Consider the following 16,757-nt stretch of genomic DNA (forward strand, 5'->3'; position numbering starts at 1 on the left):
ACACTGCCCCGATGAGTGCCGCCACTCGCAGACCGGAGCTGGATGCGATCCGCCTGTTCGTCGTACTCGGGCTGGTGTTCTTCCACAGCGCCCTGGTCTTCGACGCGCGCGACGACTTCTATGTGAAGAACCCGCAGACCACCGAGGCGATCACCTGGGTGGCCGGGCTGGGCGTGGTGTGGGCGATGCCGTCGCTGTTCCTGATCGCCGGGTTCGGGGCGTGGCACTCGATGCGCGGCCGTGGGGTGCGCGGGTTCGCCGGCGAACGGCTGCTGCGGCTCGGTGTGCCGCTGGTGTTCGCGACGCTGACCCTGCTGCCGCTCCCGCAGTGGCTGCGGCTCAAGTCGGCCGACCCCGGCTACGACGACTCGTACTGGCGGTTCCTGGGGGAGTTCTTCGACGTCCACCTGAGCCTGGCCGACTTCCCGTTCCTGGTGCAGGGCGAGTATTTCGAGAGCGGGCACCTGTGGTTCGTCGTGATGCTGCTGGCGTACTCCCTGATCCTCGCCGTGGTGGCGAGCCGGCTGCCCACCCTGCCGGGAGTGGACCGTCGAGGCGTGGTCCTCGTGCTCCCGGCACTCCCGCTGGCACTCGTCGGCGCGCTGCACGGCATGGAGGAGTCGTACGCGGGCTGGAGCCGCTGGGCGTACCTGCTGTTCTTCCTCTTCGGGTTCGGCCTTGCCGCTGATGACCGTTTCCGTGCCGCGATGCGCCGGGAGGCCCGGATCGCCGCGGTCGCCGGGATCCTGCTGTTCGGCGCCGCCGGGATGGCGCTGAGCACGGCCGACGGTGATCCGTTCACCGACATGACCGCGCACGCGATCACCGCGCGGGTGCTGTTCAGCCTGGCCGGCTGGTGCTGGGTGGTGGCGATCCTCGGCCTGCTGGACCGTCCGCGCACGAGCACCGGCGGGCCGGGCGGCAACCGGCGGGTGCTCGCCTATCTGGCCGCCGCCGCGCTGCCGCTCTACATCCTGCATCAACCGATCGTGGTGGCCGTCGCCTATCTCGTGGTCCGCTGGGACCTTCCGATCGCGGTGAAATACCTGGTCATCGTCGTGGTCTCGTTCGCTGTCATGTTCGCCGTCCACGACCTCGCGGTGCGGCGCACCCGGGTGACCCGCTTCCTGTTCGGCATGCGGGACGGAAAACTGTGGACGGTCGGCCCTTCCCAGCGGCCGTCGCGCGGACAAGGATCTGATCACGGCAGGTGGTGATTCCTGTGCTCAGGGTGATCACGCGCGGGAGAGGGACCGGGGTGCTGTCCGACGAGAACAAGGCTCCCGCGAAGCGGGCTCCACGGAAACGGCCGGACACCCTGTCGATGATCCGCCGGTCCATCCTGGTCAACCCGGAGCAGGCGTTGCGTACGCTGCATCGCCACGACGACGAATGGGCGCCGCCGATCCGGTCGCTGCTGCTCGCCGAGACCTACCTGCGCCTGCACTGCATCAACGCCGACGGCCGGGATCAGTACCAGGTGCGGGAGGCCGCGACTGCGGCCCGGTCCGCGCATGCCATCGCGGTGATCGCGGGCGAGGCCGACGAGCTGCTGTTCGCCTCCAGCGCGGTGCTGGCCGACATCGCCCTGTGCGCCGAGGACCCGGCCGCCGTCGCCGAGTGCACGGAGTATTTCAAGCTGGCCGCCGCCGTCCACGACGAGATCCGGGCGTACTGCGCGGCTGCGATGCGGGCCGTCGCCCAGTTCCACTGGCAGGACTGCGCGGCCGGCCGGGCACTGCTGGAGACCGTGCACCGCCGCTGCCTGGATTGGCCGGACAGCACTGAGTTCGCCCAGATGGTCGGTGACGCGCTGACCGTGATGGCCCTGGCCTGCGACGGTCCGGGCTACCGGCTCGACCTGCGGGCCTGGGCGCCGACCCCCGGTGGGTTCCTGCATCCGGACGTGCCGCATCCGCCGGTGGCGTACCTGACCTCGCGTCTGCGCCGCCGCCAGCCGGCGCACACCTGCGGAGCTTGAGGTGACGCGGCTCGGACTGCGTCCGGGAACCGCGGCCGACCAGGACTGGATCTTCCGGCTGCGGCATGCGGTCTATGCCGAGGAGCTGGGACAGCACGAGCCGAACGCGGCGGCCCGGCTCAGCGATGCGCTGGACGGTCTCGGCGTGGTCTACCTGGTGGCGACCTGCGGCGATACACCGATCGGGTTCGTCAGCATCACGCCGCCGTGGGCCGGCCGCTGGTCGCTCGACAAGTATCTGTCCCGCACCGACCTGCCGGTTCTCGACGAGCCGGACGTGTTCGAGATCCGGATCCTCACCGTCGACCCGGCCTGGCGGCGCACGCCGGCCGGCCCGTGGCTGATGTACGCGGCGTTACGCTGGGTGATGTCGCGCGGCGGTCGGCGGGTGGTCGCGATGGGCCGCGCCGATCTCGGCGGCATGTACCGGGCTGCCGGGCTGCGCCCGACCGGCCGCGAGGTGATCTCCGGGGCGGTGCGCTTCGAGGTCATGGCAGCCACGGTGCGTGAGATCCAACAGCAGACCCGGCAACGGTACGCCTCCGCGCTCGACCGTCTCGCCCCAGCGATGGACTGGCGCCTGGACATGCCGATGCGCGCTGACTCGGACGGCTGTTTCCACGGCGGCGCCTCGTTCGACCTGCACCGGCGTACGTCCGTGGTCTCCGCGGACGTGCTCGATGCCTGGTTTCCACCCGCACCCGGCGTCCTCGCTGCGCTCACCGACGACCCGGCCTGGCTGGCCCGCACCTCGCCGCCGGTGGACGCGACCGGCCTGCGTGCCGAGATCGCCACGGCCCGCGGCGTGCCGGTCGAGACTGTGACGGTCGGCGCCGGCTCGTCGGATCTGATCTTCCGGGCCTTCCGGCAGTGGCTGACCCCGGACAGCCGGGTGCTGCTGATCGACCCGGGCTACGGCGAGTACGCGCACGTCACTGAGGAGGTGATCGGCTGCCGCGTGAAGCGCCTGCGGATCGCCCGGGCCGTCGATCCCGGCCGGCTCACCGCCGCGCTCGCGACCGGCGGCTACGACCTGGCGGTGCTGATCAATCCGAACAACCCGACCGGCGGCTGGCTGCCGGGCGACACACTGCGTGACATCGCGGCTCAGGCGCCGCCGCACACCCGGATCTGGGTCGATGAGGCCTACATCGGCTACGTCGGTCTCGAGAACTCCCTTGCCGGGTTGGCTGCGACCTCACCGAACGTGACGGTCTGCACGTCGATGTCGAAGATGTACGCGCTGTCCGGCCTTCGCGCGGCGTACCTGATCAGTAATCCCGCGACCGCGGCCGCGCTGCGCCGCTGGACGCCGCCCTGGGCGCTCAGCCTCCCCGCCCAGCTCGCGGCGGTCGCCGCGCTGCGCGATCCGGATTACTACGCCGCGCGCTGGCAGCAGACCGTCGCGCTGCGCGCCGAGCTCGCGGCGGCCCTGCAGGCCACCGATCCGGACCTGCACGTTGACCAGGCCGCAGCCAACTTCCTGCTGGTCACCATGCCGCGGTACGCGAAGAGCGCCCCTCAGGTCGTCGAACAGTGCCGCCGTCACGGCATCTACCTGCGGGACCTGTCCCCGATGTCCCCGGTGTTCGAGGGCCGCACGGTCCGGATCGCGGTGAAGGACCCGGTCGCGAACGCCCGGATCGTCGCCGCCTTCGCCTGATCGCTGTTTCGAAAAGGTTGTGTCCGGTCGGCAGACATAACAAGATGTCGATGGGAGCGCTCCCACTCCCTTCCCGTTCCCCGTGAAGGAGTACCACCGTGCTCGACAGAAGAGGAAGGAAACGCCTGGCCGGCGCCGCCTCCGGTCTGGTCCTGGCGTTGACCGGCCTGCTTGCGCCGGCCGGCACACCAGCGGCGGCCGCCGTCCCGGCCAACGACTGGCTGCACGTGCAGGGCAACCAGATCGTCGACGAGGCCGGCAACCCGGTCTGGCTGACCGGCACCAACTGGTTCGGTTTCAACGCCTCCGAACGCGTCTTCCACGGCCTGTGGTCCGGCAACATCACCGAGATCACCAAGTCGATGGCCGACCGGGGCATCAACATCGTGCGCGTACCGATCTCCACCCAGCTGCTGCTGGAGTGGAAGGCCGGCACCTTCGGCACGGTCAACGTCAACACGTACGCCAACCCCGAACTGACCGGCAAGAACAGCCTGCAGATCTTCGACTTCTGGCTGGAGCTCTGCAAGCAGTACGGCATCAAGGTGATGCTGGACGTGCACAGCGCCGAGGCTGACAACTCCGGACACAATCACCCGGTGTGGTGGAAGGGCACGATCACCACCGAGAACTTCTACCAGGGGTGGGAGTGGGTGACCAACCGCTACAAGGCGAACGACACGATCGTCGCGATGGACATCAAGAACGAGCCGCACGGCGCGCAGAACGAGAGCCCGCGCGCGAAGTGGGACGGTTCGACGGACGCCGACAACTGGAAGTACGTCGCGGAGACGGCGGCCAAGCGGATCCTCGCGATCAACCCGAACGTGCTCGTGCTGGTCGAGGGCAACCAGGCCTACCCGCGGCCGGGCGCCACCTGGAGCTCGCCCAACACCAACCCGGACCTCACCCCGAACTTCTACAACACCTGGTGGGGCGGCAACCTGCGCGGCGTCAAGGACCACCCGGTCAACCTGGGCGCCAACCAGGACCAGCTGGTCTACTCGCCGCACGACTACGGGCCGCTGGTGTTCAACCAGCCGTGGTTCGACAAGCCGTTCGACAAGACCACGCTGACCGACGACGTGTGGCGGCCGAACTGGCTCTACATCCACGAGAACGGCACCGCACCGCTGCTGATCGGCGAGTGGGGCGGCCGGCTCGGGCAGGACGCCCGGCAGGACAAGTGGATGGCCGCCCTGCGTGACCTGATCGTCGAGCACAAGCTGCACCAGACGTTCTGGGTGCTCAACCCGAACTCCGGTGACACCGGCGGTCTGCTGCTCGACGACTGGAAGACCTGGGACGAGCAGAAGTACGCGCTGCTCAAGCCGGCCCTGTGGCAGCACAACGGCAAGTTCGTCGGCCTCGACCACCAGACGCCGCTCGGCGCCAACGGGATCAGCCTCGGCCAGCGCTACGGCGACGGCGGGGGAGAGGGCGACTCGACCGCGCCGTCGGTGCCCGGCCAGCCGACCGCGAGCAACGTGACCTCCAGCGGGGTGACCCTCACCTGGGCGGCGTCGACCGACAACGTCGGTGTGACCAGCTACGACGTGCTGCGCGGGGGGACTGTGGTGGCGACTGTCTCCGGGACGACCTACAACGTCACCGGGCTGGCGGCGTCCACGGCGTACACCTTCAGCGTGCGCGCCCGGGATGCGGCCGGAAACGTCTCGGCCGCATCGGCCGGCCGTAGTGTCACCACCGCGGCGGGCGGCGGAAGCGGCGAGAACCAGGGCTGCTCGGCCACCTACAAGACGCTCACCTCGTGGAGCGGCGGCTTCCAGGCCGAGGTCACGGTGAAGAACACCGGCACCACCGCCTCGACCGGCTGGACCGTGAAATGGACCTACCCGAGCGGCACCACGGTCGGCTCGGTGTGGAACGGCGTATCCGGCACCCCGGCGGTGACCGTGCGCAACGCCGCCCACAACGGCGCCCTGGCCGCGGGTGCGAGCACCACGTTCGGCCTGATCGGCTCGGGCGCGGCCGGAACCCCGGCCGACATCACCTGCAGCGCGTCCTGACGGTTCGGTTCGCCCGCCGCCGGTGCGAAACGGCGGCGGGCGAACCTCCGGTCAGCGCTCGTGGACCAGCTCGCCGGCCACATAGGTGAGGTCCACGCGGGTTTCGCCGATCTCCACCGGTGGGCCGTCGAACGGGTCGCGGTCCAGAACGACCAGGTCGGCGACGTTGCCGGGGCGCAGGGTGCCGCTGTCGTCGCGGTGGTTCACGTACGCGCTGCCGGCGGTGTAGGCCGCGAGGGCCGTACCGAGATCAAGGCGTTGAGAAGGCAGGAAGACCGGCCCGGTCTCGCCGGGGCCGACCCGGTTGACCGCCACGTGCACACCCTGGATCGGATCCGGGCTGCTCACCGGCCAGTCGCTGCCCGCCGCCAGGGTCGCGCCGGCGCGCAGCAGGTCGCCGAACGGGTACTGCCAGGCCGCCCGCTCCGGGCCGAGGAACGGGATGGTCAGCTCGTCCATCTGCGGTTCGTGGGCGGCCCACAGCGGCTGCAGGTTCGCGACCGCGCCGAGCTGCCGGAAGCGGGCGATGTCGTCCGGGTGCACGACCTGCAGGTGCGCCAGGTGGTGCCGGGTGTCGCGGAAGCCGTTCGCGGCACGGGCCGCCGCGACCGCGTCCAGGGCTTCCCGGACCGCCCGGTCGCCGAGCGCGTGGAAGTGCACCTGGAAACCGAGCGCGTCCAGCTCGGTCACGTACCCGGCGAGCGCGGCCGGGTCGACGAAGCTGATGCCGCTGTTGCCGGTGGCGCAGCCGCATCCGTCCAGGTAGGGCGCGGTCATCGCGGCGGTGAAATTCTCCGCCACCCCGTCCTGCATGATCTTCACGGTCCTGCAGGTGAGCCGGCCGAGGGTGAGCCGGTCGCGGTGGGCGAGCAGCTCGGGGATCTGCTCGGCGCCGCGGTCCCGGTCCCACCACAGGGCGCCGGTCACGGTGGCGGTGAGCGAGCCGTCGCGGGCGGCGGCCAGGTACGCGTCCGACGGATCCGGATAGCCGTTGCTGCCGCACAGCATGGCGTCCTGCCAGCCGGTGATGCCGAGCGAGTGCAGCAGCCGCTGCGCCCGCAGCAGCCCGGCCAGCAGGTCCGCCGGGGTGGCCGCGGGGATCAGGTGGCTGACCAGCGAGACCGCGCCCTCCTGCAGAGCGCCGATCGGCTCGCCCGCGGCGTCCCGGTTGATCACGCCGTCGGCCGGGTCGGGGGTGTCACGGGTGATCCCGGCCCGCTGCAGAGCGGCGGTGTTGACCCAGGCGCCGTGGTGGTCGCGGTTGGTCAGGTACACCGGCCGGTCCGGCACGATCGCGTCGAGCAGCTCCCGGGTGGGCAGGCCGCCGGGGAAGGTCTCCATCGACCAGCCGCTCCCGGTGATCCACTCCTGGTCGGGGTGCGCGTCGGCGTACGTCCGGATCCGTTCCTGGTATTCGCCCAGCTCCGTGGTGCCGGTGAGGTCGCACTGGCCCCTCTCCAGACCGCCGAAGACCGCGTGCACGTGCGCGTCCTGGAAACCCGGCAGCAGCAGCCGCCCCTGCAGATCGATCACTTCGGTCTTGGGGCCGCGCAGCTCGCCGAGGTCGTGGCCGACCGCGAGGATCCGGCCGTCCCGGACGGCGAGGGCGGTGGCCCGGGTGCGTGCTGCGTCCAGAGTCAGGACCGGGCCGTTGGTGAAGATCAGATCAGCAGTCACTGGTTCTTCCCGCCGCCCACCGTCTCCGTCATCCGCTCAGTCTGTCATCGGTCAGATGTCGCGACGGCGGTGCACCAGCAGGGCCGCGGTGAGCAGGATCAACGGCCACAGGGCGTACGCGAGCCAGGCCTGGGTGGCGGTCGCGTAGATCTCGCCCACCGCCTCCGGCGGACCGTAGGACTGGGTCAGCCGCTGCCAGCCGGAGACCAGCGTCCCGTGGTTGACCGCCCTGGTCAGCTCCTGGTGCGTGCCGAACAACTGCGGGAGCAGGACCAAGAGCAGGATGCCGGAGACGTACACCGCCGCGCTGTGCCTGACCAGCACCGCGAGAGCGAGCCCGACCAGCGCACTGACCGGCGCGATCAGTGCCGCGGCGGCCAGCGCCGCAGCCGTGCCCGGCCGGTCGAACGTCACCTCGCCGAGGATCAGCCCGGCCACCGTGAAGGAACCCGCGGCCATGATCGCGCCGGCCACCGCCCAGACGGCGGCGACCACCGCGGCCTTGGCGAGGACGACCTCGTGGCGGGCCGGGACGGCGACCGCGGTGGCCCGGATCAGGCCGCTGCTGTACTCGCCGAGCATCGTCGACGCACCGAAACTGGTGGCCACCACGATCAGCGCCAGGTATCCGGCCAGCGGAAACCCGTCACTCAGCGAGAGCTCGTCGGTGGGTGGTTTGGCGTTCGCCGCGAACGCCGCCGAGCCGATCACGGCCGCGGTGGTCAGCGGGATCGTCCATCGGGTGGACCGCAACGAGCGGATCTTCAGCCATTCGGCCGCGATCAGGTCCCGCATCACACACCCCCGGCCCGGTAGTCGACGCTCGCCGCGGTGAGCTCGAAGAACGCGTCTTCCAACGAGCCATTGCCGGCCAGCTCACCGACCGTGCCGGCGGCGACCAGCTGGCCCTGACCGACCACGATCAGGTCGTCGGCGGTCGCGGCCATCTCACCGATCAGGTGGCTGGACAGGAACACGGTGCGGCCCTCGGCGGCCAGCCGCCGGAACAACCCGCGCGCCCAGCGGACCCCTTCGGGGTCCATGCCGTTCACCGGCTCGTCGAAGATCAGCACCGGGGGATCACCCAGCAGCGCGGTGGCCACACCCAGCCTCTGCCGCATACCGAGGGAGTACGTCCCGACGCGCCGGCCCGCCACCCCGGTGAGACCGACCTCGCCGAGGACCTCGTCGACCCGCTGTCTCGGCAGGCCGTTGCTGCGGGCCAAGGACATGAGATGTACGGCCGCGGACAGCCCCGGGTGTGCCTGCTGGCTGTCCAGCAGGGCGCCGGCGTGCCGCAGACCGCGCCGGTGGCTCCGGAACGGCACCCCGCCGATCGTGGCCGTACCGCTGGCCGGCGCGTCCAGGCCGAGCAGCACCCGCAGCGTGGTGGTCTTGCCGGCGCCGTTCGGGCCGAGGAACCCGGTCACCCGGCCGGGCCGGACCGTGAACGACAGGTCCGCCACCGCGGTGGTTCTTCCGTACCGCTTGGTCAACCGTTCGACTTCAATCATGCCGATCACTGTTGTGCGCGGGACCCCGGCCCGTCATCGAACCGCAGGCCGTGCCGGGTGCCGACCGTGGTCGTACGTCCGTGGTCTGATGTTCTTGTCGGACCCCGCCGATAGGCTCGCCGCATGTCCCGACTGCCGCTGGGTTTCGCCTCCCCGCGGGGCCACGCTGCGCCGCGGGGCCACGCCGCGCCGCGGGGCCACGCCGCGCCCGGCGTCCGGCCCGGCTTCTGGCCTGCGCTGTTCCGTGCGAAGGCGGCGCCCGGCTTCTGGCCCGCGCTGATCTGGGTGCTGGCCGCGTTCGGGGCGGTGCGCGGCTACACCGGCCTGCCCGGCATGCCGGCCGGGATGGACCCGCGCCCGGCCTGGTGCTGGGCCTTGATCGTCCTCGCCACGGCGACCGCCCTCGGCGCCGGCACGCAGGTGCGCCGCCGCCCGGTGGCGGCGCTCTATGCGATGGTCGTGTCCGCGGTCGTCCTCGTGCTCGCCGTCGGCACCGACGGCCTGGCCATGAACCCCGAGCACCTCCTGGCGGTGTTCCTCGTCGCCGCCGACCTCGTCCTGGCCCGCATCGTCGTGACCCGACCACCCTGGGCCTGGGCGGCCGCGCTCGCAGCGGTGCTCGCCGCGTTCCCGGTCGCGGCCCTGCTACGGGTGGTCGTCCGCCAGCCCGACCCGACCGGGGCCGTCGTCCTCGACTTCGATGGGACCGTCTGGCTGGCCCTCGCCGTGCTGCCCGCGCTGGTCGCCGGCCTGCTCGGCTTCTCTGTGCGGCAGGCCCGCGACTACGCCCGGCGGCTCAGCGAGCAGGCCGCGGCCCAGGCCGTGGTGGCCGAGCGACTGCGGATCTCCCGGGAGCTGCACGACCACGTCGCGCACAGCGTCGGTGTGATCGCCTTGCAGGCCGGCGCGGCCGCCCGGGTGATGGACACGCAGCCCGAGCGGGCCCGCGACGCGATGCGCGCCATCGAGACCACCAGCCGCGACACGCTGTCCGGCCTGCGCCGGATGCTCGGCGGCCTGCGCGACGCTCCGGAGGCGCCGCTGCAGCCCGCGCCCGGTCTGGCCGACGTCGATCAGCTGGTCGGGGCCGCAGCGGCCGCCGGCGTGGCAGTCGACTATTCGGTGTGCGGTGAGCAGCGCGCCCTGGCCGCCGAGGTGGAGTTGTCGGCGTACCGGGTCATTCAGGAGTCCCTGACCAACGTGCTGCGCCATGCGGGCGCGGAGAGCTGCCGGGTGTCGGTGGACTACGGGCCGTCCGAGCTGGCGATCTCGATCGTCGACGACGGCCGCGGCGGCGACCCGTCCGGCGGCGGCTTCGGCCTGGTCGGCCTGCGCGAGCGGGTCGCCCTGGTCAACGGCACGTTCACCGCCGGCGCCCGTGGTGCCGGCGGTTTCCAGGTCGTGGCCCGCCTGCCGATCGAGGCCGCATGACCGCCCCGGTCCGCGTGCTGCTCGCCGACGACCATGCCCTGATCCGCAGCGCGCTGCACATGGTCCTGGTCGACACCCCGGACATCGAGGTGGCCGGCGAAGCAGCAACAGGCACGGCCGCAGTGACCCTCACTCAGGAGTTGCAGCCGGACGTCGTACTGATGGACATCCGAATGCCTGGTCTCGACGGCATCGAAGCCACCCGCCAGATCACCGCCGCACCGACCGCGCCGCGCGTCATCGTCCTGACGACCTTCGACGACGACGAGTATGTCTATGGCGCCCTGCACGCCGGTGCGTCCGGCTTCCTGGTCAAGGACATGGCCCTGGAGGAGATCGTCACCGCCATCCGGGTGGTCGCCACCGGCGATGCGCTGATCGCCCCGAGCGTCACCCGCCGCCTCATCGAGATGGTGACCAAGCAGCCCACCCCTGCTTCGGACGTCCCGGCCCTGACCGGCATCACCGACCGCGAACGCGAGGTGCTGACGCTGATCGCCCGGGGCGCCACCAATGCGGAGATCGCCGTCCGCATGCACATCACGATGCCCACGGTGAAGAGCTATGTGGGCCGCTTGATGACCAAACTGGCCGCCCGCGACCGGGTCCAGCTGGTGATCGTCGCCTACCGGGCGGGCCTCGTCACCCCCTGACCGTGGGCGGCGCCCCCAGCGATCCGCGCGACCACATTGCGTGCCTCTCTCGCCGGCCGCGTTGGGTGCCTCTCTCGGTGGCCGCGTTGGGTGCCTCTCCCGGCGGCCGCGTTGGGTGCCTCTCTCGCCGACCGCGTTGGGTGTCTCCCTCGGCGGCCGCATTTGCGTGCCTACCTTGTCTGCCGGGCTGGCGGCCCCGTCCCGCACGCGAGGCTTCCCGATGACCCGCGCCCGCCACGCTGGAGTCCTCAGCGCTGGCCCTGTCACCTTCCGACTGCCGCTATATCCCACCGGTCGGCACAACCTCACTGCGCGCCTGCTTCGGCGTCCGGCAGGCCGTCACGCACCGCAGGGCCCGGTCGTTGCCCGCGCCCGCGACGGCCGAGATCCTGCAGCCGTCGTCCATGGCGGTTAGGGCTCGTCGAAGAACAAGCCGTTGCTTGGCGGATTTCGATGCGTTGATCTGTTATGGCGGTATCGGAGGAGGAACGGGGCAGGCTGGCAGCGAAGTTTGAGGTGATCTTGCCGCATCTGGACGAGCGGCAACGCCGGTTGCTGCTGGGTGCTGAGGCTCGGGTGCTGGGGCATGGCGGGATCCGGGCGGTAGCGCGAGCTGCCGGGGTCCGGGAGGGCACGGTGGCTGCGGGCGTCGATGAGTTGGAGGCCGGGGTGGCGCCGCTGGGCCGGGTCCGCCGTGCCGGTGGCGGCCGGAAGCCGGTGACCGAACATGATCCCGCTCTGATGCCGGCGTTGTTGGGGCTGGTCGAGCCGGACGAGCGGGGGGACCCGATGTCGCCGCTGCGATGGACGACGAAGTCGTTGCGCCACCTTGCGCAGGAACTGGCCGGGCGGGGTCATAAGGCCGGGCCGGACACGATCGCTGCTCTGCTGCACGGTGAGGGATTCAGCCTTCAGGGCAATGCCAAGACTCTGGAAGGCAGACGCCATCCCGACCGCGACGCCCAGTTCGGCTACATCAACGAGCAGGTCAAGGATTATCTGTCCAGCGGTGACCCGGTCGTCAGCGTCGATACGAAGAAGAAGGAACTCGTCGGCGCGTTCGCGAACAAGGGCCGCGAGTGGCGGCCTGCCGGTGAGCCGGCCGTAGTCCGCACCCACGACTTCGCCGATCCGCAGCTGGGACAGGTGATCCCCTACGGGGTCTACGACCTGGCCGCCGACACCGGCTGGGTCGCCGTCGGCACCGACCACAACACCGCCGCGTTCGCCGTCGCCACTCTGCGCCGCTGGTGGGACGGCTACGGCCGTGACCGCTACCCGAACGCCGGACGGCTCTTGATCACCGCGGACGCCGGCGGATCCAACGGCTACCGCACTCGCGCCTGGAAAACGGATCTGGCCGCTCTCGCCGCCGAAATCGGGCTACCGATCACCGTCTGCCACTTCCCGCCCGGCACCAGTAAATGGAACCGTATCGAGCATCGCTTGTTCGCCCACATCTCGATGAACTGGCGGGCACGACCCCTGACCAGCCACGAGACCATCGTCCACACGATCGCCGCGACCACCACCAGCAGCGGGCTGCGCGTGCACGCCGAACTCGACACCGGCCACTACCCGACCGGCGTCGTCATCACCGACGAGCAGATGAGCACCCTGGCCATCGACCGTCACGACTGGCACGGCGACTGGAACTACACCCTGCGCCCCGACCCGGCCACACCCGCCGGCGAACCCGCGACAGCCCTACCACCGCTGCATCACCTGGCCGCGCTGGTGCACCCGGCCATCACCGGCATGCCCGACAGCGCATGGAACGACCTGATCAACCGGCTCACCGTTCCCCATCAAGCCCAACACGAAGCGTTCCTGCACAACCTGCGCGGCCACGCCCGGCCCCGCGGCGGCGGCCGCAAGATCCGCGTCACCCTCAGCCACCAACTACTGGCCACCTTGCTCCACGACCGCTACCAACTGCCCCGCAAGGTCATCGCCGATCTGTTCGGCGTCGCCGGCACCACCATCAACGTCGCCATCCGCAACACCCGCACCCTGCTCACCCAAATCCAGCACCCCATCGAACCCAGCAACATCCGCCTCACCAACCACACCGACCTCGCCGCTCACACCCGCGCCGCCGGATTCACCGCACCCGCCTTGATCAAAACAGCGAGTTAAAAATCGACGAGCCCTTACCTGCTTGAGCGGTGGCTGGGGTGCGTGAACCGTCGGTCCGGCTGGTTTTGGGGTGTCTGTTGGGTGCGTGAGTGGCGGCTGGGGTGCGCGAGCCGTCGCGCAGGCAGGTATGACGGGCTTGGGTGACCCCGATCTGCAGCCCGAGGCGGTATCGGTGCGCCTCGACCGGAGCAGTTGATCAGCCGAAGGGTGCCCGTCCGCCTGTCTGGCCGGGGTCTCTGCGCCGGCGGCGGGATCGACCTGCGGTTCGCCAAGTGGCCGCGGAGGGTTCCGCGGGGCCGCGGCGGATAGTCGGCGCCCGTCGACTTCAGTCGACCGCGCGGGCGGGAACCGTTGAGGGCCGGCGCACGTCGGTGTTCCTATGAGAATCCGTGCCGCCCTGCTGTTCGTGCTGACCCTTCTCGGGCTTGCCGTGGTCGTCTCGCCCGCTGCTCCGGCCTGGGCGTGCAGCTGCGCCTGGAACGAGGCCGAGCAACGGAAGAACGCCGAAGTGATCGTCGTCGGCCGGGTCAGCGAGGTGACCGACAGTTGGGTACGGCTCGATGTCGAGTCGGTCGAGAAGGGCAACGTCGATCGGGCGGCGCCGTTGAGGCTGGAGGTCGGGCGCAGCGAGGCGAGCTGTGGTTACGGCTTTCAGGAAGGCCAGCGATACCGGGTCAACTCCCGCGACGGACACACCGGCCTCTGCACCGGGGTCGCGAAGCTGCCACTTGTCGTAGCGACACCGTCTGCAGTGCCGCCCTCCGCGATCGCGATCGAGCCGGTCGCCGCGCCGGCCGCCGAGAACGATGCGGACAGCCCACTCTGGCCGACGCTTGGCGCGGGATTCGCCCTCGCCGCCGTCGCGGCCGCTGCCTTCGCGTTCCGGCGTCGCAGAACACGCTGACATGCAGCCGGACGATCGGCTCGATGGAGTTGTTAGAACGACCGAACTCCCGAAGCCGACGCCGTCTACGACGCGCTCGACCCCGTCCTGCGCGCCGCCCTCTTCGACGTTTAGGCGAGCAGTTCGGCGTACGCATCCTGCAGTGCCTGGCATGGATTGACGCCGAGCTCATCGCGCAGCAGCATGCGAACGTGCTGGTAGGCCGCGAGCGCCTCGGCCACATTGCCCCGCGCAGCGAGCGCGCGCATCAGCAGCAGGTGGCCGGTCTCGCGCAGCGGGGTGATCTCCAGCAGTTCGCGGGCGGCGCGTTCGGCGGCCGGCAGTTCGGGACCGCCGAGTTCGAGGCAGGCCGTTCCGTAGCATTCCAGGGCGCGGGCCTGCGCGTCGGCGAGGCGGCGCCGCCACGACTCGGCCCAGGGCGCGTCGGTCTCCGGCATGAACCGCCGCCGGGCCACGAACTGCGCGGTCAGCGACACCGTCCAGGCCCGGCGCCAGTCACGCAGCGCGACCGAGGACTCGGCGGCGTGCACTGCGGCCAGGGCGGTGCGGACGTCGACGTACGCCGGTTCCGGCAGCCGCAGCGACAGACCGGCCCGGCCCTGCAGGATGTCCGGACCGACCGCCGCACGTACCTTCGAGATGACGACGCTCAGCGCGGCACCCGCCGAGCCGGGCGGCGTGCCGCCCCACAGCGCGTCGATCAGGGTGTCCCGGGTGACCGGCTGCGGTTCCGCCACCACCAGGTACGCGAAGAGCAGGCGCCCCTGCCGACCGGGGAACGCCTGGTCGGCCCGCCGTCCGCCGAGCTCCACGGCGAACGGCCCGCACAGCTGCACACGGCTCGGCACGGTTCAGAACGTTACCGACGGAAGGGAAGAATATGACCCGGCAGGTTCGGTGCGAATGCGGATTCACGGCGCGCGGCCCGTCCGACGACGCGGTCATCGCCCTGGTGCTGGCACATCTGGAGACCGATCATCCCGACCTGGTCGGCACCGAGACCGCCGAGGACATCCGCGGCTGGATCGAGCTGCTGCCGGACTGAAAGGTTGCGCCAAAGTTCCGGCAAGACCGGTCGGACACGCTCGTCGGCATGACAGACCTACAACAGGATCGACTCGACGAACTGATGGGCCGTTTCGTCACCGACCTCGGTGCGACGATGTCGGCCGGCAACGTGGTGATCGGCGACAAACTCGGCCTGTACCGGGCCCTCGCCGAAGCCGGGCCGTTCACCCCGCAGGAGCTGGCCGACTACACCGGCACCGCCGAACGCTACGTCCGGGAATGGCTGCCCGGCCAGGCGGCGGGCGGCTACCTCACCTACGACGGTGAGACCGGGAAGTACTCGATGACCGCCGAGCAGGCGTACGCCTTCGCCGACCCGGACGGCCCCGCGGTGCCCGGAGCGTTCCAGCTCGCGCTGGCCGGCCTCGCCGACACCCCGAAGATCCTCACCGCCTTCCGCACCGGCGGAGGCATGGCCTGGGGAGACCACCACCCGGACGTGTTCACCGGCTGCGAACGGTTCTACCGTCCCGGCTACGTGGCCAACCTGGTCAGCTCCTGGATCCCGGCGGTGCCCGGCCTGGCCGACCGGCTGGCCGCGGGCATCCCGGTCGCCGATGTCGGCTGCGGCCTGGGTACGTCCACCCGGCTGATGGCCGACGCGTTCCCGGTCTCGACGTACACCGGGTTCGACCCGCACGAGGGCTCGATCGTGCTGGCCCGCAAGCCGGCCGGCCCGTGCGCCTTCGAGGTGGGCAGCGCCCAGGACTTCCCGGGCACCGGGTACGGCCTGGTCGCCACCTTCGACTGCCTGCACGACATGGGCGACCCGTCCGGCGCCGCCCGGCACATCCGGGAAGCCCTCGCCGACGACGGGTACTGGCTCATCGTCGAACCGTTCGCCGGCGAGTCACCGGCCGACAACCTGAACCCGGTCGGCCGGATCTACTACTCGTTCTCCACTTACCTGTGTGTCCCACACGCCGTCTCCGAAGGCGCCGCGGATGCGCTGGGCAACCAGGCCGGTGAGGCGGCGATCGGCGCCGTGGTGCGGCAGGCCGGGTTCCGGACCTTCCACCGGGTCGCCGAGACCCCGTTCAACCTGGTGTACGTCGCCCGCCCCTGATCAGTCCGCAAACGCCAGGACCCGGTGCCGGCCGACCCGGTCGGGGCCGGTCAGCAGAGCGGCATCCTCGTCCTCCCCGATCGGGACCGAGGTGACGGCCGTGACGACGTCCTGTATCGCACCGGGTGAGGTGGTGAGGTGCACGATCGCCATCTTGACGGCGTCTGGATGCCAGAGCACCCAGGTCCGGATCAGGCCGGGTACCTGCCGCAGCGCGGGACTGATCCGGTCCCGCCCGCGGCGCCGTGCCAGGGCGGCACGTTCCGGGCTCATCGGCCCGTCGAAGTAGGCGACGAGCGCGTGCCCGGCCGGTCCGGTCGCCGGCCCGCTCACCTGCTCCTCGACCTCGTAGACGTCGTCGGTGAGCAGCTCGACGGGCCGAGGCCGTCCGGCCGCGGCCCGGGAGCGTTCGGACGCCAGCTCGGCGTCCTCGCGGGTGTGCCACAGGGTCAGGAGGGTGCCGGCCTGGTCGTCGCTTTCGAGCAACACCAGGCCGGCGTACCCGGGATGCGCCGAGATCATCTCGGTCAGCATGCGGATCATCTTGTCGGGATCGTCGGTCTCGGGTCGGGAAGCAGTGGTCTGCAGTCGTGCGTACATGTTTCCCATGCTCATCTCGGGTGAGCGCCCG

15 protein-coding genes are annotated in these 16,757 nt (G+C 70.9%); 10 read left to right on the forward strand and 5 right to left on the reverse strand.

The features are described from left to right. Positions 1 to 11: 11 nt before the first annotated feature. From OHA21_RS09215 to OHA21_RS09230, 4 genes are all read left to right on the forward strand, one after another. Positions 12 to 1,217, forward strand: a complete 1,206-nt coding sequence (locus OHA21_RS09215) for an acyltransferase family protein (RefSeq protein ID WP_328472201.1) — start codon at positions 12 to 14, stop codon at positions 1,215 to 1,217. 41 nt (positions 1,218 to 1,258) lie between these two features. Further along, positions 1,259 to 1,981 (forward strand): hypothetical protein, encoded by a 723-nt coding sequence (locus tag OHA21_RS09220; RefSeq protein WP_328472203.1) that lies wholly within the window; start codon positions 1,259 to 1,261, stop codon positions 1,979 to 1,981. A gap of 1 nt (position 1,982) precedes the next feature. Next, the gene (locus OHA21_RS09225; protein WP_328472205.1) at positions 1,983 to 3,644 is read left to right on the forward strand and encodes a histidinol-phosphate aminotransferase family protein; all 1,662 of its coding nucleotides are present in this window, start codon (positions 1,983 to 1,985) and stop codon (positions 3,642 to 3,644) included. Between the two features lie 98 nt (positions 3,645 to 3,742). Then, complete coding sequence (locus OHA21_RS09230) at positions 3,743 to 5,674, forward strand: cellulase family glycosylhydrolase (protein ID WP_442875081.1); 1,932 nt, start codon at positions 3,743 to 3,745, stop codon at positions 5,672 to 5,674. A 51-nt stretch (positions 5,675 to 5,725) separates the two neighbouring features. Here OHA21_RS09230 and OHA21_RS09235 read toward each other — a convergent pair whose 3' ends face one another. From OHA21_RS09235 to OHA21_RS09245, 3 genes are read right to left on the reverse strand one after another with little or no spacing between them, the layout of a single operon-like run. Continuing rightward, the gene (locus OHA21_RS09235) at positions 5,726 to 7,351 is read right to left on the reverse strand and encodes an amidohydrolase (RefSeq protein ID WP_328472207.1); all 1,626 of its coding nucleotides are present in this window, start codon (positions 7,349 to 7,351) and stop codon (positions 5,726 to 5,728) included. Between the two features lie 51 nt (positions 7,352 to 7,402). Next, entirely contained in the window at positions 7,403 to 8,146 is a 744-nt protein-coding gene (locus OHA21_RS09240) for an ABC transporter permease (RefSeq protein ID WP_328472209.1), read from the reverse strand. Then, the gene (locus tag OHA21_RS09245; protein ID WP_328472211.1) at positions 8,146 to 8,865 is read right to left on the reverse strand and encodes an ABC transporter ATP-binding protein; all 720 of its coding nucleotides are present in this window, start codon (positions 8,863 to 8,865) and stop codon (positions 8,146 to 8,148) included. The genes OHA21_RS09240 and OHA21_RS09245 overlap by 1 nt, the downstream gene beginning before the upstream one ends. 123 nt (positions 8,866 to 8,988) lie before the next feature. Between OHA21_RS09245 and OHA21_RS09250 the strand changes: the two genes are divergently transcribed. The 4 genes from OHA21_RS09250 to OHA21_RS09265 all read left to right on the forward strand — a co-directional run bounded on the left by OHA21_RS09250 (position 8,989) and on the right by OHA21_RS09265 (position 13,992). Next, positions 8,989 to 10,296 (forward strand): sensor histidine kinase, encoded by a 1,308-nt coding sequence (locus OHA21_RS09250; RefSeq protein WP_328472213.1) that lies wholly within the window; start codon positions 8,989 to 8,991, stop codon positions 10,294 to 10,296. Further along, on the forward strand, positions 10,293 to 10,949 hold the full coding sequence (locus OHA21_RS09255; RefSeq protein ID WP_328472215.1) for a response regulator transcription factor: 657 nt from the start codon (positions 10,293 to 10,295) through the stop codon (positions 10,947 to 10,949). The genes OHA21_RS09250 and OHA21_RS09255 overlap by 4 nt, the downstream gene beginning before the upstream one ends. 468 nt (positions 10,950 to 11,417) lie before the next feature. Beyond that, positions 11,418 to 13,088 carry an ISAzo13 family transposase gene (locus OHA21_RS09260; RefSeq protein WP_442875064.1) on the forward strand — a complete coding sequence of 557 codons (1,671 nt, stop codon included), beginning with the start codon at positions 11,418 to 11,420 and terminating at the stop codon, positions 13,086 to 13,088. 379 nt (positions 13,089 to 13,467) lie between these two features. After that, complete coding sequence (locus tag OHA21_RS09265) at positions 13,468 to 13,992, forward strand: hypothetical protein (protein WP_328472217.1); 525 nt, start codon at positions 13,468 to 13,470, stop codon at positions 13,990 to 13,992. Positions 13,993 to 14,102: 110 nt separating this feature from the next. Here OHA21_RS09265 and OHA21_RS09270 read toward each other — a convergent pair whose 3' ends face one another. After that, positions 14,103 to 14,840, reverse strand: a complete 738-nt coding sequence (locus OHA21_RS09270; RefSeq protein ID WP_328472219.1) for an AfsR/SARP family transcriptional regulator — start codon at positions 14,838 to 14,840, stop codon at positions 14,103 to 14,105. 32 nt (positions 14,841 to 14,872) lie between these two features. Between OHA21_RS09270 and OHA21_RS09275 the strand changes: the two genes are divergently transcribed. Together OHA21_RS09275 and OHA21_RS09280 are read left to right on the forward strand one after the other, a co-directional pair. Continuing rightward, the gene (locus tag OHA21_RS09275; RefSeq protein ID WP_328472221.1) at positions 14,873 to 15,037 is read left to right on the forward strand and encodes a DUF1059 domain-containing protein; all 165 of its coding nucleotides are present in this window, start codon (positions 14,873 to 14,875) and stop codon (positions 15,035 to 15,037) included. A gap of 48 nt (positions 15,038 to 15,085) precedes the next feature. Further along, positions 15,086 to 16,126 carry a class I SAM-dependent methyltransferase gene (locus OHA21_RS09280; protein WP_328472223.1) on the forward strand — a complete coding sequence of 347 codons (1,041 nt, stop codon included), beginning with the start codon at positions 15,086 to 15,088 and terminating at the stop codon, positions 16,124 to 16,126. Here OHA21_RS09280 and OHA21_RS09285 read toward each other — a convergent pair whose 3' ends face one another. Beyond that, positions 16,127 to 16,726 (reverse strand): hypothetical protein, encoded by a 600-nt coding sequence (locus tag OHA21_RS09285; RefSeq protein ID WP_328472225.1) that lies wholly within the window; start codon positions 16,724 to 16,726, stop codon positions 16,127 to 16,129. It lies immediately after the preceding gene. Positions 16,727 to 16,757 lie beyond the last annotated feature (31 nt).

Source organism: Actinoplanes sp. NBC_00393 (genome assembly GCF_036053395.1).
In the GTDB taxonomy this organism is placed as follows: Bacteria; Actinomycetota; Actinomycetes; order Mycobacteriales; family Micromonosporaceae; genus Actinoplanes.